Source organism: Gordonia sp. OPL2 (assembly GCF_003797825.1).
GTDB lineage: Bacteria > Actinomycetota > Actinomycetes > Mycobacteriales > Mycobacteriaceae > Gordonia.
Window position 1 is genome coordinate 258,251 of the sequence record NZ_RKME01000003.1, and the last position, 13,553, is coordinate 271,803.

The following is a 13,553-nucleotide window of genomic DNA, read 5'->3' on the forward strand; positions in this document are numbered from 1 at the left end:
ACCGACCCACCGAGGAGCATCATGTCCGACCGCCCCGACCTCCCCGCAGACACTCCGACCGACCTCTGGATCGACGGACACGCGTTGCCGTCCGTGTCCGGCGCCCGGTTCGATGTCGCCGATCCGGCCACCGGAGGAGTGCTGACCTCGGTCGCCGACGCCGGTGTCGCCGACGCGTCGAAGGCGCTCGATTCGGCCGTCGCCGCGCAGTCGCGCTGGGCCGCGACACCGCCGCGTCGGCGCTCGGAGATCCTCTATCGCGCATGGGAACTCGTCGTCGAACACACCGATGAACTCGCCTTGCTGATGACGCTCGAGATGGGCAAACCGCTGGCCGAGGCCCGCGGTGAGGTCGCCTACGGCGGTGAGTTCCTGCGCTGGTTCGCCGAGGAGGCGGTCCGCATCGGTGGTCGAACGACGACCGCGCCGTCCGGGAACGGACGCATCCTGGTGACCAAGGAACCGGTCGGGCCGTGTCTGGCGGTCACGCCGTGGAACTTCCCGCTGGCGATGGGGACCCGCAAGATCGGGCCCGCCCTCGCCGCCGGCTGCACCGTCATCGTCAAACCGGCCGAGGACACCCCGCTGACCATGCTGCTGCTCGCGCGGCTGTTCCGCGACGCGGGCCTGCCCGACGGTGTGCTGTCGGTGCTGCCCACGCTCGACTCGGCCGGCGTCATCGGCGCCCTGATGGCGGATTCCCGACTGGCCAAGATCTCGTTCACCGGCTCCACCCAGGTCGGCCGGATCCTGTTGGGGCAGGCCGCCCACCACGTGATGAAGGCGTCGATGGAGCTGGGCGGGAACGCGCCGTTCATCGTGTTCGACGACGCCGACATCGACGCCGCGGTCGAGGGTGCCCTGGCGGCGAAGATGCGCAACGGCGGCCAGGCCTGTACAGCCGCCAACCGCTTCCTCGTCCACAACGCCGTCCGCGAGCGGTTCACCGCAGCACTCGCCGACCGCATGGACGCACTCCGGGTGGGCGCGGGCCGGGAGGACGGCACCGAGGTCGGTCCCCTCATCAACGAGCGGCAGCGGAGCCGCATCGCCGCACTGGTGGACGACGCGGTCGCGTCCGGCGCCGTCGTGCGCACCGGTGGCAAGGCCATCGCCGGCGATGGATGGTTCTACGCCCCCACCGTGCTCGACCACCTGCCCACCGACTCGGACATCCTCGCCGAGGAGATCTTCGGTCCGGTGGCGGTGATCACCGGATTCGACACCGAGGACGAGGCGGTGGCCGCGGCGAACGACACCCCGTACGGACTCGCGGCCTACTTCTACACCCGCGATCTGGACCGCACCCTGCGGGTGTCGGCGGCGCTGAACGCCGGCATGGTCGGCGTCAATCGCGGCATCATCTCCGACCCCGCCGCCCCGTTCGGCGGTGTCAAGGAATCCGGTCTCGGCAGCGAGGGCGGCAGCGAGGGCATCGCCGAGTACCTCACCACCAAGTACATCGCCCTGACAGCCTGACAGGAGTATTCATGACCGCAGAGCTCACCGGCGTGACCTCGCAACCGCCCGGCACCGAGCCGGGCAAGGGCCTGGCGACCGACAAGATCGGCGTCGTCGCCGGCGCCGTCCTCGGGATCTCCACCGTGGCACCCGGTTACACGCTCACCGCCTCGATCGGACTGATCGTCGCGGCCGTCGGGCTGAAGATGCCCGCGATCCTGATCGCCGGCTTCATCCCGATGTTCCTGACCGCGTACGCCTATCGCGAACTGAACTCCGACACCCCGGACTGTGGCGCGTCGTTCACGTGGTCCACCAAGGCCTTCGGCCCCTACGTCGGATGGATGTGCGGGTGGGGCATGGTCATCGCGACGATCATCGTCCTCTCGAACCTCGCCGCGGTCGGCGTCGAGTTCTTCTACCTGATCCTCGGCCGGACCTTCGACTCCGCGTGGCTCTCCGGACTCGGCGACGACAAGGCCGTCAACATCGTCACCACCCTGGTATTCCTCGCGATCGCCACCTGGGTGTCGATGCGCGGGATCACCACCAGCGAGCGAATCCAGTACGTGCTGGTGGCGTTTCAGATGATCGTGCTGATCACGTTCGCGGTCGTCGCCCTCGTCCGGGTCGGCGACGGCGCGGCACCCGGCCACCTGCAGTTCGACATCGACTGGTTCAATCCGTTCACCGGCCTGACGATCGCCGCGTTCGCCGTCGGCCTCACCGGTTCGATCTTCGCGTTCTGGGGATGGGACACATGCCTGACGCTGGGCGAGGAATGCAAGGACCCCAAGCGAACCCCGGGACGATCCGGTCTGTTGTGCGTCGTCTCGATCCTGCTGACCTACCTTCTCGTCGCCGTCGCGACGATGATGTACGCGGGGGTCGGCACCGACGGCGTCGGTCTCGGCAACCCCGAGAACGCCGAGAACGTCTTCGGCGCGCTCGCCGAACCGATCCTCGGCAAGTGGGGAGGCATCCTGCTGTTCCTCGCCATCCTGGTGTCGTCGATCGCCAGTCTGCAGACCACCTTCCTGCCGGTCGCACGCACGATGCTCGCCATGGGCAGCTACGGCGCCTTCCCGAAGAAGTTCGCCGAGATCCATCCCCGGTTCCTCGCGCCGTCCTTCGCGGCCCTCGTCGCCGGGATCGTGACGGCGGTCTTCTACACAGCGGTGACCGTGCTGTCCGAGCACACACTCCTCGACACCATCGCCGCGCTGGGCATCATGATCTGCTGGTACTACGGCATCACCGCATTCGCCTGCATGTGGTATTTCCGCCACACGCTCTTCGCGAACCTGCACAACGTGATCTTCCGACTGGTGTTCCCGATGCTCGGCGGGGTCGCCCTGCTCGCCGTCTTCGTCATCTCGGTCGGTGAGAGCATGAACCCCGACAACGGCAGCGGCGCATCGATCTTCGGTGTCGGCCTGGTCTTCTACATCGGGTTCGGGCTGCTGATCCTCGGTGGTGTCGTCATGCTGGTGCTGCGCGCGCTGCGCCCCGAGTTCTTCCGGTCCGAGACGCTGCCGCGGTCGGTGCCGGAGCCCGACACGACGTCGACGACGGCCGAGTCGTCGACCTCACTGCGCTGATCGTCCCCACGACACGAGCTGCCCGAGAAGAATGGAACCCATGAACATCATCACCGCACTCACCCCACCCCCGTCGTTGGCGCGTGTCGATGTCCCTGCGCGGCCGCCGCTGCGCGTCGCCCTGGTGCAGCATCGCTGGCACGAGGACTCGAGCGCACTCGAGGCAGAGCTGGCCGACGGGATCGCGATGGCCGCCGAACAGGGCGCGCAGGTCGTGTTCCTGCCCGAGCTGACGCTGAGCCGATACCCAGCGTTCGTACGGGGTGGCGAGAACCCCGGCGCCCACGCCGAGGACCTGTTGTCCGGCCCGACTCACCGGTTCGCGGTCGATGCGGCCAAGAAGCACGACATCCTGATACATGCGTCCCTGTACGAACATGCCCAGTCCGCCGACGACGCGCCCGGTGCCGCCGACGACGGCCTCGGATTCAACACGGCGATCCTCGTCGGACCCGACGGCCTCGTCGGCCGAACGCGCAAACTCCACATCCCGGTGACCGCGGGCTATTACGAGGACACGTACTTCCGCGGCGGCCCGGCATCCGCGGAGGCCTACACGGTGCACACACCCGAGGCGCTGGGTGGCGCACGGATCGGTATGCCGACCTGCTGGGACGAGTGGTTCCCCGAGGTCGCCCGGATGTACTCGCTGGCGGGCGCCGAGATCATCGTCTACCCGACTGCGATCGGTTCCGAACCCGATCACCCCGAGTTCGACACGCAGCCGCTGTGGCAGCAGGTCATCGTCGGCAACGGGATCGCCAACGGCACGTTCATGATCGCCCCCAACCGGTATGGCGACGAAGGCGCGATCACGTTCTACGGATCGTCGTTCATCTCGGATCCCTACGGTCGCGTCCTGGTCCAGGCACCACGTGACGAATCCGCGGTCCTCATCGCCGATCTCGACCTCGATCAGCGTCGCGACTGGCTGACGCTGTTCCCCTTCCTGGCCACGCGCCGCCCGGACACCTACGGACGCCTGACCGAGCCGGTCGACACCGAGAATCCCACCGGGAGGGTCTGATGGCGTGGCGGATGCCGGCCGAGCACGAACCACATCTGCGGACGTGGATGGCGTTCCCCAGCGCCGGTTACTCTCTCGGCGACACGGCCGAGGAGCACCACGAGGCACGCACGGCGTGGGCCGCGGTGGCCAACACGATCAGCGACTTCGAGCCGGTCGTGGTCGTCGTCGACCCGGACGAGATCGATGCCGCCAAGCGGTATCTGGCCGCATCCGTGGACATCGTCGAAGCTCCGCTGAACGACGCCTGGATGCGCGACATCGGCCCCACCTTCGTCCTCGACGACGACGGTCGTGTCGGCGGTGTGGACTGGGTCTTCAACGGCTGGGGCGCCCAGGACTGGGCGAGGTGGGACCGGGATCAACACATCGGACGCCTCGTCCTGGCGCATGCGGGCCGCGGCCGCGACGGGGAGGGCGTCACGCCGATCTCGTCGACGATGGTCAACGAGGGCGGCGGCATCCAGGTCGACGGTGCCGGCACCGTCCTGGTGACCGAGACGGTGCAGCGGGATCCGGGACGCAATCCGCGGATGACGCGCTCCGATGTCGAGTCCGAACTGCGTCGCACGATCGGTGCCGACACGGTGATCTGGCTGCCGCGCGGGTTGACCCGGGACTCCGAACGATACGGAACCCGCGGACACGTCGACATCGTCGCGGCCCTTCCCTCGCCGGGCACGGTCCTCGTGCATGCACAGCGCGACCGCTCGCATCCGGATCATGCCGTGTCACAGGAGATCATCGACATCCTGCGCAGCGCCACCGACAGCGATGGGCGGACCCTCGAGGTCGTTGAGGTCCCCGCACCCGAGACCCTCACCGATGCAGACGGATTCGTCGACCACAGCTACATCAACCACTACGTGGCGAACGGCGTCGTGGTGGCGTGCGGTTTCGCCGATCGCAACGACGCGCAGGCGGCGGAGATCCTCGGTGCCGCGTACCCCGGCCGAGCGGTCGTCGCGATCGACGCGCGTCCGATCTTCGACCGTGGCGGCGGCATCCACTGCATCACCCAGAACGAGCCGGCGGCGCAGGCCTGACCACCGTCCGCGCCGTCGGAGCACGGTCGGCATATGCCGTCGCACACCACATCTCGCATTCGAGGAGACCACATGACCACCATCAATCGTGACGTGATCGTCGTCGGCGCCGGGCCGTCGGGCCTGACCGCCGCCCACCACCTCGCCGCCGCGGGCCGCAGCGTCGCCGTCGTCGAGGCCCGCGACCGCGTCGGCGGACGCACCTGGACCGACACCATCGACGGTGCCGTGCTGGAGATCGGCGGGCAGTGGGTCTCGCCCGATCAGGCCGGCCTGTACGAGATGCTCGATGAACTGGGTCTGCAGACCTACCCGCGCCACCGCGAGGGCAGTTCGGTGTACGTCACCCCGTCGGGTGAGCGGATCGTCTACGACGGTGACGACTTCCCCGTCGGCGAACACACACTCGCCGAGATGAACCGACTCATCGGGATCATCGACGACCTCGCCGCTCAGATCGGCGCCGAGGAGCCGTGGGCACATCCGCGGGCGGCCGAGTTGGACACCGTGTCCTTCCGGGTCTGGCTCGAAGGGCTCACCGACGACGCCGAGGCCATCGACAACATCGGCCTGTTCGTCGCCGGCGGGATGCTGACCAAACCGGCACACGCGTTCTCGGTGCTGCAAGCAGTACTGATGGCCGCATCGGCCGGATCGTTCAGCAACCTCGTCGACGAGGACTTCATCCTCGACCGCCGCGTCGTCGGCGGCATGCAGCAGGTCTCGCAGCGCCTGGCCGAGCGTCTCGGCGACGACGTGTTCCTCGGCTCGCCGGTCCGCACAGTCCGATGGGATCCCGAGGGCGGCGTCACCGTCATCGCCGACGGCGGCCTGGAATGCCATGCGCAGCGGGTGATCCTGGCGGTGCCGCCCAATCTGTACAGCCGGATCTCGTTCGACCCACCGTTGCCACGCCGCCAGCACCAGATGCATCAGCATCAGTCGCTGGGGTTGGTCATCAAGGTGCACGCGGTCTACGAGACCCCGTTCTGGCGTGCGGACGGCTTGTCGGGCACGGGGTTCAGCGGGTCCGAGCTCGTGCAGGAGGTCTACGACAACACCAATCACGGTGACGAGCGCGGCACGATCGTCGGATTCGTCTCCGACCAGAAGGCCGACGCCATGTTCGAGTTGCCCGCCGACGAGCGCCGCAAACACATCCTCGCGTCGATCGCGCGGTTCCTCGGCCCGAAGGCAGGCGAACCCGTCGTGTACTACGAATCCGATTGGGGCTCAGAGGAATGGACCCGCGGCGCATACGCCGCGAGCTTCGACCTCGGCGGACTGCATCGCTATGGCCGCGATCAGCGCACGCCGGTCGGGCCGATCCACTTCTCCTGCTCCGACATCGCGGGAGCCGGGTATCAGCACGTCGACGGTGCCATCCGGATGGGCAAGCGCACCGCGCAGGTGATCGACGACGACCTGGGTTGATCAGTCGGCACCGACGTGCACCTGCACACCGTCGGCGAACCGGTAGGGGTTGGCGGCGAGGAGGCCGCCGAGATGCTTGCGCAACCGCGACATCTCGGCACGCACGGTGATGGTCCGATCACCGACCCCGAACAGGTGCTCCGACATCTGGGCCGCGCTCCGGCCGGCCGGGTGACGCGCCAGCAGCGTCAGGATCTCCGTGTGCCGCGGGGACGGCTGCATCGTCCACCGTCCGGCGCCGCCCGACACGGTGATCGACGGATTCCGCGGATCGCGGAGATCGAGGTCGATGACGGTTCCGGGGGAGTGCGACTCCGCCTCGGCGATGCGCACCAGCCAGCCACCCGGCAGGGGTTCGAGATCGCATTCACCGAGGCTGTGCAGCATGGTGCGCCCGGGTGCCGTCTGGCGGGGCAGGGTCAACCGTGTGCGCGGCGTGATGCCGTCGAGCGCGGCCACCCAACCGTCGTTGTCGACGGCGAGAGCCGGACCGGCCAGTCGGGCGAGCATCGGCGCCGCCACCGACCGCAATTGATCGAGCGACCGCCGATGGTGATCGCGCAACTGTGATTCGGCGAGCTTGGCGACCACGTCGACAAGCGCGACCGTGGTCGGATGGATCGTCGCCGCGGGGCCGCTGACGTCGACGACACCGAGCACCGCGCCGGTCCGCGGATCGCGGATGGGTGCGCCGGCACAGGTCCAGGAATGGTGGGTCCGGACGAAATGCTCGGCGGAGAACACCTGGACCGCCCGCCGCGACATCAGTGCGGTCCCGATCGCGTTGGTACCGACCGTGTTCTCGCCCCAGTCCGCTCCTTCGACGAATCCGAGGCGATCGGCACGCTGCAGGACCCGAGGGGCGCCGCTGCGCCAGAGCACCCGACCGTTCGCGTCGGCGACGACGAGGATGTTGTCACCGTCGGCGATCACCGACTCCAGTCCGCGGGTCAGATCCTCCAGGACCACCGACAGCCCCGAGTCGAGACGACGTGCCTCGAGTTCGGACACGTCGAGGCCGTCGTCGAGCGCACCGACGTCCGGGTCGACACCCGCGGTCAACACCCGGTCCCAGGACTCGCTGATGACCGACCGCGGACGCGCGGGCATCTTCTCCCCCGCCATCGCCGCGTCATAGACGGCGGACAACAGCTGGGCGTAGTGGCGCGGATCGTCGCCCGCGGACATCGCGGGCTCGGGACCGCCGTGGTTCTCTGGCACCGACACACCCCGATTGTGCTCCGGATCACAGGTTCGCCGCAAAGACCATCCGGGGGTTGCACGGGGTTGCACCCCGGTGGGCTAGGGACGCACCGCGTGCCCGCAACCCGATGCAACCCTTGCTCACCACCATGATTCCACGGTGTGCTGTGGCTCACATCGAGATGACCGCATCCGTCCAAGGAGAAGACCATGACGCAGACCCTCGAACCCACCGACACCGATCCGGCCCAGGTGGCCGTCGATGATGCGCAGCGCCGGGCGGATGCCTGGCTCGCGGACTTCTCTGCGGCATTGGCCGACCGAGACATCGCCCGCGTGACCGGCATGTTCGCCACCGACAGCTTCTGGCGGGATCTCGTGTCCTTCACGTGGAACCTGAAGACGGTCGAGGGCCGCGAGCAGATCGCCGACATGCTCGGTGAGCGCGTGGCCGACACCGATCCCCACGGGTTCCGCACCAGCGAAGCGCCCACCGACGACGACGGTGTGGTGACCGCGTTCATCGAGTTCGAGACGGCAACGGGTCGCGGCGTGGGTCATCTGCGGCTGCGGCCCGACCCCGAGACCGGCGACGACGTCGCGTGGACGCTGCTGACCACGCTGCAAGAACTCAAGGGCCACGAAGAGCCGTCCGGTCCCGGTCGCGTGCTCGGTGCGGTCCACGGCTCCGATCCCGACCGTCGGTCGTGGGCGGAGAAGCGCGATGACGAGGAGGCGGAACTCGGTCGCACCCGGCAGCCGTACGTCCTGGTCATCGGAGGAGGCCAGGGCGGTATCGCCCTCGGCGCGCGGCTGCGGCAACTCGGCGTGCCGTCGATCGTCGTCGACCGTCACGAGCGGCCGGGCGATCAGTGGCGCAAGCGGTACAAGTCCCTCTGCCTGCATGACCCGGTCTGGTACGACCACCTGCCCTATCTGCCGTTCCCGGAGAACTGGCCGGTGTTCGCCCCGAAGGACAAGATCGGCGACTGGCTCGAGTTCTACACCAAGGTCATGGAGGTCCCATACTGGAGCAAGACGACCTGCCGCTCGGCGACATACGACGAAGCGCTCGGACAGTGGACCGTCGAACTCGATCGCGACGGCGAGACGATGACCCTGCACCCGACACAACTGGTGCTGGCCACCGGTATGTCGGGCAAGGCCAATGTGCCGACGATCCCGGGCCAGGACATCTTCGCCGGCGATCAGCATCACTCCAGTGAGCACCCCGGGCCGGATCGCTACGCGGGCCGCAAGGTGGTGGTCATCGGATCGAACAACTCGGCGCATGACATCTGCAAAGCGCTGGTGGAGAACGGGATCGACACCACGATGGTGCAGCGGTCGTCGACCCACATCGTGCGGTCGGACTCGCTGATGGAGATCGGGCTCGGCGCGCTCTACAGCGAGCAGGCCGTCGCGTCCGGCATGACGACCAAGAAGGCCGATCTGACGTTCGCGTCGCTGCCGTACCGGATCATGCACGAGTTCCAGATCCCGCTCTACGACCAGATCCGCGAACGGGACAAGGAGTTCTACAGCCGGCTCGAGGCGGCCGGGTTCGACCTCGACTTCGGCGACGACGATTCGGGACTGTTCATGAAGTACCTGCGCCGTGGCTCCGGCTACTACATCGACGTCGGTGCCTGTGAACTGGTCGCCGACGGCACCATCAAGCTCGAACACGGACAGGTCGATCACCTCACCGAGACCAGCGTCGTGCTCGCCGACGGGACCGAGTTGCCGGCCGACGTCGTCGTCTACGCGACGGGCTACGGATCGATGAACGGCTGGGCCGCCGATCTGATGGGCCAGGACGTCGCCGACCGTGTGGGCAAGGTGTGGGGCCTCGGTTCGGAGACCACCAAGGACCCCGGTCCGTGGGAGGGCGAGCAGCGCAACATGTGGAAGCCGACGCGGCAACCGGGCCTGTGGTTCCACGGCGGCAACCTGCATCAGTCGCGGCACTATTCGCTGTACCTGGCACTGCAGCTGAAAGCACGCTACGAGGGCATCCCGACCCCGGTATACGGGCTGCAGGAAGTCCACCACCTCAGCTGAGCCCCATGTCGACGGGCCGGGTCTGCCGTGAGCGGGTCCGGCTCGTCGCTGGCGGTGTGTCCGGGCGTCCCGACGAGCACGCCACCGTGTCCACCTCGCCGACCGGATGTGCGCCATGTTGGCGGATGCGTGCCCCCGGCGACCGGCGCACAGTGAGTTCACCTGCTGATTTCCCGAGAGCTCACGATCGGAGTGCACGATGAGGTTGCTGGTCGCGTACCTGGCCACCCCCGGCGGAGAGGATGCGGTCGCGCTGGGCGCGTGCCTCGCCCGGACTCTTCACGCATCGCTCGACGTCTCGCTCGTCATCCCTCCGGACAAGCCGGAGGCGTTCGCCGCCACCGGCAGTTACGCCGACGTCCTCGACGAGGCCGCCAAGGAATGGCTCGCACAGGCCGCGGCCCTCGTTCCCGACGACGTGACCGTCCGAACTCACGTCGCGGTCGACGAGAATTCGGCCGACGGCATCCTCAAGGAGATCGATCGGCTGGGCTCCACGATGCTCGTCGTCGGCGGGTCGGGCGGTGGCCTCATCGGTCGGCACTCCCTTGGTTCGGTCGTCAACGATCTCCTGCATTCGTCCCCGGTCCCCGTCGCGCTCGCGCCCCGGGGATTCAGCCGCACCGGTCCCCAGCGGATCCGCGAGATCACCGCCGCCATCGGTCGACGGCCGGGAGCGGAGATCCTGTTGGACACCGCTGTCGACCTCAGCGCACAGGGAAAGATCCCGCTCCGACTGATGTCGCTCGTGTCGCGCGACGACTGGCCGCCCAAGCTCTCGGCCGAGGAAGAGCAGCAGGCCGTCGACCGCGGAGTGGAGTTGGCGCGGCGAGCCCTGGACGAGGCCCGGTCACGCCTTCCCGAGGGGACCGAACTCGATTCGGCGGTCGCCGAGGGCCGCAACATCGAGGACGCCGTGTTGACCGTCGACTGGCACGACGGAGACGTGATCATGGTCGGCTCGAGCCGACTGGCCGCACCACGGAAACTCTTCCTCGGTTCGACGGCAGCGAAGATGCTCCGTGTCCTGGCCGTACCGATGATCGTCGTGCCGCGGCAGGCACAACCATGAGCGGCCCGGCCGGAGGGACGCCGGGTCCACAGGGCGGTTCGTCAGATCTCGTCGACAAGGGACTCGCGTCGGGCAAGGTCGGCACCTTCGCCGGTGCCGTGCTCGGCATCTCATGTGTCGCACCGGGTTACACCCTGACGGCCAGCATCGGTCTGATCGTCGCCGCCGTCGGACTGAAGATGCCGGCGATCTTCATCGCCGGGTTCATCCCGATGTTCCTGATGGCCTACGCCTACCGGGAACTCAACTCCCGCGCGCCCGATTGCGGGGCCTCGTTCACGTGGTCGACCAAGGCATTCGGACCGTACGTGGGGTGGATGTGTGGCTGGGGCATGGTGCTCGCGACGATCATCGTATTGTCGAACCTCGCCGCGATCGCCGTCGAGTTCTGCTATCTGTTCATCGCCCGCGTATTCAACAGCCCCGGTATCGCCGACCTCGCCGACAACAAGGCGATCAACATCGTGACGACCCTCGTCTTCATCGCCGTCGCCACCTACATCTCGGGCCGCGGCATCACGACCAGCGAGCGGGTCCAGTACATCCTGGTCGGCTTCCAGATGATCGTGCTCGTCGCGTTCGCCATCGCCGCCATCGTCGAATCCGTGAACGGGGACGCTCCCGCGGATCTCAGCTTCAGCCTCGACTGGTTCAATCCGTTCACCGGCCTCGCACTGGGTGCGTTCGTCATCGGCGTCACCGGATCCATCTTCGCGTTCTGGGGCTGGGACACCTGCCTCACGCTGGGCGAGGAATCCAAGGACCCGACAAAGGTTCCCGGCCGCGCGGGTCTGCTGTGCGTGATCTCGATCCTGCTGACCTACCTCCTCGTCGCGGTGGCGGTCATGATGTACGCCGGCGTCGGCGACACCGGCATCGGGCTCGGCAACGACGAGATCTCGGAGAACGTCTTCGGCGCGCTCGCGTATCCCGTCATGGGGAGCTGGGCGGGACCTCTGCTGTTCCTGGCGATTCTCGCGTCGTCAGCCGCCAGCCTGCAGACGACCTTTCTGCCCGCGGCACGCACGATGCTGGCGATGGGAGCCTATGGCGCATTCCCGAAACGCCTGGCCTCGGTGCACCCGCGATACCTGGTGCCGACGTACAGCACTGTCCTCGCCGGTGTCGTCACCGGCGCGTTCTACACCATCGTCAGTCTGCTGTCGGAGCACACACTCCTGGACACCATTGCCGCACTGGGGATCATGATCTGCTGGTACTACGGGATCACCGCGTTTGCCTGCGTCTGGTTCTTCCGTCGCGAGTTGTTCACCAGCGTGCGCAACACCGTCTTCAAACTCGTGTTCCCACTGCTCGGCGGTCTGATGCTCGCCACGGTCTTCGTGATCTCCGTCCGCGAGAGCATGAACCCCGACAACGGCAGTGGCGCGTCGATCTTCGGCATCGGCCTCGTCTTCTACATGGGTTTCGGGCTCCTCGGACTCGGCGTGATCCTCATGCTCGTGATGAGGGCCGTATCGCCCGACTTCTTCGCCGGTCGCACCCTTCGGCGCGACACGCCGGCCCTGGTCGACGAGAGCTCGCTCATCGATCGCTGATGTTGCGACACTGACCCGGTGACCGACAACCCGACACAAGCATCCACCCATCCCCATTCCCATTCCACTCGGCCGCGACCGACACGGTGGGAGGGTCGCACCGTGGTCTGGGACCGATTCGGCACGGGAGAACCAGTGGTGTTCCTGCACGGGACCCCGTGGTCGTCCGCAGTCTGGCGTGAGACCGCGGACGCATGCGCCCCGCGCTTCACCGTGCACCTGTGGGACATGCCCGGGTACGGACACTCGTCGAAAGAACCCGGGCACCCGGTCGATATCGGCGAGCAGGCCCGGCTCTTCGCCCATCTTCTCGACACTTGGGAGCTCGAGAGACCTCACGTCATCGCCCACGACATCGGTGGAGCCGTCGCCTTGCGTGCGGCCCTTCTCCACGGCGCCCACTATCGCTCACTCTGTCTCGTGGACGTCGTCGCGCTGAGGCCCTGGGGCTCGCCCTTCTTCAGTCTGGTGCACGACAACGCCGACGTGTTCGCCGCACTACCGGCCGCCATCCATCGCGGTGCCCTCGAGGCCTACATTCGCGGCGCCGCCCACCGCGAACTACGGGCAGATGATCTCGACATGCTGATGTCACCGTGGCTCGACGAGACCGGACAAGCCGCCTTCTATCGCCAGATCGCGCAGGCCGACCAGAAGTTCACCGACGACATCGAGCACCTCTACCCGACGCTCGACATCCCGACCCACATCGTCTGGGGACGCGAGGACACCTGGATTCCTGTCGACCGGGCCCGTCGGCTCCACGCACTCATTCCCGGCGCAACACTGACCGAGATCGCCGGCGCCGGTCACCTGATCCACCTCGACGCACCGGGCGCACTCACCGCAGACATCGTCCAATGGCTGATGTCCTGTCAGCCGCAACAGGCACGGACGAACAACGGCTGAACGCACAAAAGACTGTGGCCCCCGAATTGCCTTCGGGGGCCACAGTTCTCAAATTGTGTTCGGCGGTGTCCTACTCTCCCACACTGGTTAGGGTGCAGTACCATTGGCGCTGGAGGGCTTAGCTTCCGGGTTCGGAATGGGACCGGGCGTTTCCCCTCCGCTATGGCCGCCGTAACT

10 protein-coding genes and 1 rRNA gene are annotated in these 13,553 nt (G+C 67.4%); 9 read left to right on the plus strand and 2 right to left on the minus strand.

All coding sequences use genetic code 11. From position 1 onward, the window contains the following. Positions 1-21: 21 nt before the first annotated feature. From EEB19_RS05675 to EEB19_RS05695, 5 genes are read left to right on the plus strand one after another with little or no spacing between them, the layout of a single operon-like run. Positions 22-1,479 carry an NAD-dependent succinate-semialdehyde dehydrogenase gene (locus EEB19_RS05675; protein WP_187583977.1) on the plus strand — a complete coding sequence of 486 codons (1,458 nt, stop codon included), beginning with the start codon at positions 22-24 and terminating at the stop codon, positions 1,477-1,479. Between the two features lie 11 nt (positions 1,480-1,490). Then, entirely contained in the window at positions 1,491-3,062 is a 1,572-nt protein-coding gene (locus tag EEB19_RS05680; RefSeq protein ID WP_187583979.1) for an APC family permease, read from the plus strand. Between the two features lie 40 nt (positions 3,063-3,102). Further along, positions 3,103-4,089 carry a nitrilase-related carbon-nitrogen hydrolase gene (locus tag EEB19_RS05685; protein WP_187583981.1) on the plus strand — a complete coding sequence of 329 codons (987 nt, stop codon included), beginning with the start codon at positions 3,103-3,105 and terminating at the stop codon, positions 4,087-4,089. Continuing rightward, positions 4,089-5,135 carry an agmatine/peptidylarginine deiminase gene (locus EEB19_RS05690; RefSeq protein WP_187583983.1) on the plus strand — a complete coding sequence of 349 codons (1,047 nt, stop codon included), beginning with the start codon at positions 4,089-4,091 and terminating at the stop codon, positions 5,133-5,135. The genes EEB19_RS05685 and EEB19_RS05690 overlap by 1 nt, the downstream gene beginning before the upstream one ends. A gap of 33 nt (positions 5,136-5,168) precedes the next feature. After that, entirely contained in the window at positions 5,169-6,569 is a 1,401-nt protein-coding gene (locus tag EEB19_RS05695; protein ID WP_187583985.1) for an NAD(P)/FAD-dependent oxidoreductase, read from the plus strand. Here the strand turns inward: EEB19_RS05695 and EEB19_RS05700 are convergent, their stop codons facing one another. Continuing rightward, positions 6,570-7,757, minus strand: coding sequence for a GAF domain-containing protein (locus tag EEB19_RS05700; RefSeq protein ID WP_187584070.1), 1,188 nt, complete (start codon positions 7,755-7,757; stop codon positions 6,570-6,572). 225 nt (positions 7,758-7,982) lie between these two features. Here EEB19_RS05700 and EEB19_RS05705 point away from each other — a divergent pair, with 225 nt between their 5' ends. The 4 genes from EEB19_RS05705 to EEB19_RS05720 all read left to right on the plus strand — a co-directional run bounded on the left by EEB19_RS05705 (position 7,983) and on the right by EEB19_RS05720 (position 13,376). Next, entirely contained in the window at positions 7,983-9,836 is a 1,854-nt protein-coding gene (locus EEB19_RS05705) for an NAD(P)/FAD-dependent oxidoreductase (RefSeq protein WP_187583987.1), read from the plus strand. A 199-nt stretch (positions 9,837-10,035) separates the two neighbouring features. Next, complete coding sequence (locus EEB19_RS05710; RefSeq protein WP_187583989.1) at positions 10,036-10,908, plus strand: universal stress protein; 873 nt, start codon at positions 10,036-10,038, stop codon at positions 10,906-10,908. Further along, complete coding sequence (locus EEB19_RS05715; protein WP_187583991.1) at positions 10,905-12,467, plus strand: APC family permease; 1,563 nt, start codon at positions 10,905-10,907, stop codon at positions 12,465-12,467. Before EEB19_RS05710 ends, EEB19_RS05715 begins: the two co-directional genes overlap by 4 nt. 102 nt (positions 12,468-12,569) lie before the next feature. Next, positions 12,570-13,376, plus strand: coding sequence for an alpha/beta fold hydrolase (locus tag EEB19_RS05720; protein WP_262365458.1), 807 nt, complete (start codon positions 12,570-12,572; stop codon positions 13,374-13,376). 57 nt (positions 13,377-13,433) lie between these two features. Here the strand turns inward: EEB19_RS05720 and rrf are convergent. After that, positions 13,434-13,550, minus strand: a 5S ribosomal RNA gene (gene rrf / locus EEB19_RS05725). Positions 13,551-13,553: the final 3 nt, after the last annotated feature.

Coding starts and splice junctions, on each gene's coding strand:
- EEB19_RS05695 (WP_187583985.1), top strand. CDS start 5,169: ATGCCGTCGCACACCACATCTCGCATTCGAGGAGACCACATGACCACC.
- EEB19_RS05715 (WP_187583991.1), top strand. CDS start 10,905: ATGAGCGGCCCGGCCGGAGGGACGCCGGGTCCACAGGGCGGTTCGTCA.
- EEB19_RS05685 (WP_187583981.1), top strand. CDS start 3,103: ATGAACATCATCACCGCACTCACCCCACCCCCGTCGTTGGCGCGTGTC.
- EEB19_RS05675 (WP_187583977.1), top strand. CDS start 22: ATGTCCGACCGCCCCGACCTCCCCGCAGACACTCCGACCGACCTCTGG.
- EEB19_RS05700 (WP_187584070.1), bottom strand. CDS start 7,757: ATGTCCGCGGGCGACGATCCGCGCCACTACGCCCAGCTGTTGTCCGCC.
- EEB19_RS05705 (WP_187583987.1), top strand. CDS start 7,983: ATGACGCAGACCCTCGAACCCACCGACACCGATCCGGCCCAGGTGGCC.
- EEB19_RS05680 (WP_187583979.1), top strand. CDS start 1,491: ATGACCGCAGAGCTCACCGGCGTGACCTCGCAACCGCCCGGCACCGAG.
- EEB19_RS05690 (WP_187583983.1), top strand. CDS start 4,089: ATGGCGTGGCGGATGCCGGCCGAGCACGAACCACATCTGCGGACGTGG.
- EEB19_RS05710 (WP_187583989.1), top strand. CDS start 10,036: ATGAGGTTGCTGGTCGCGTACCTGGCCACCCCCGGCGGAGAGGATGCG.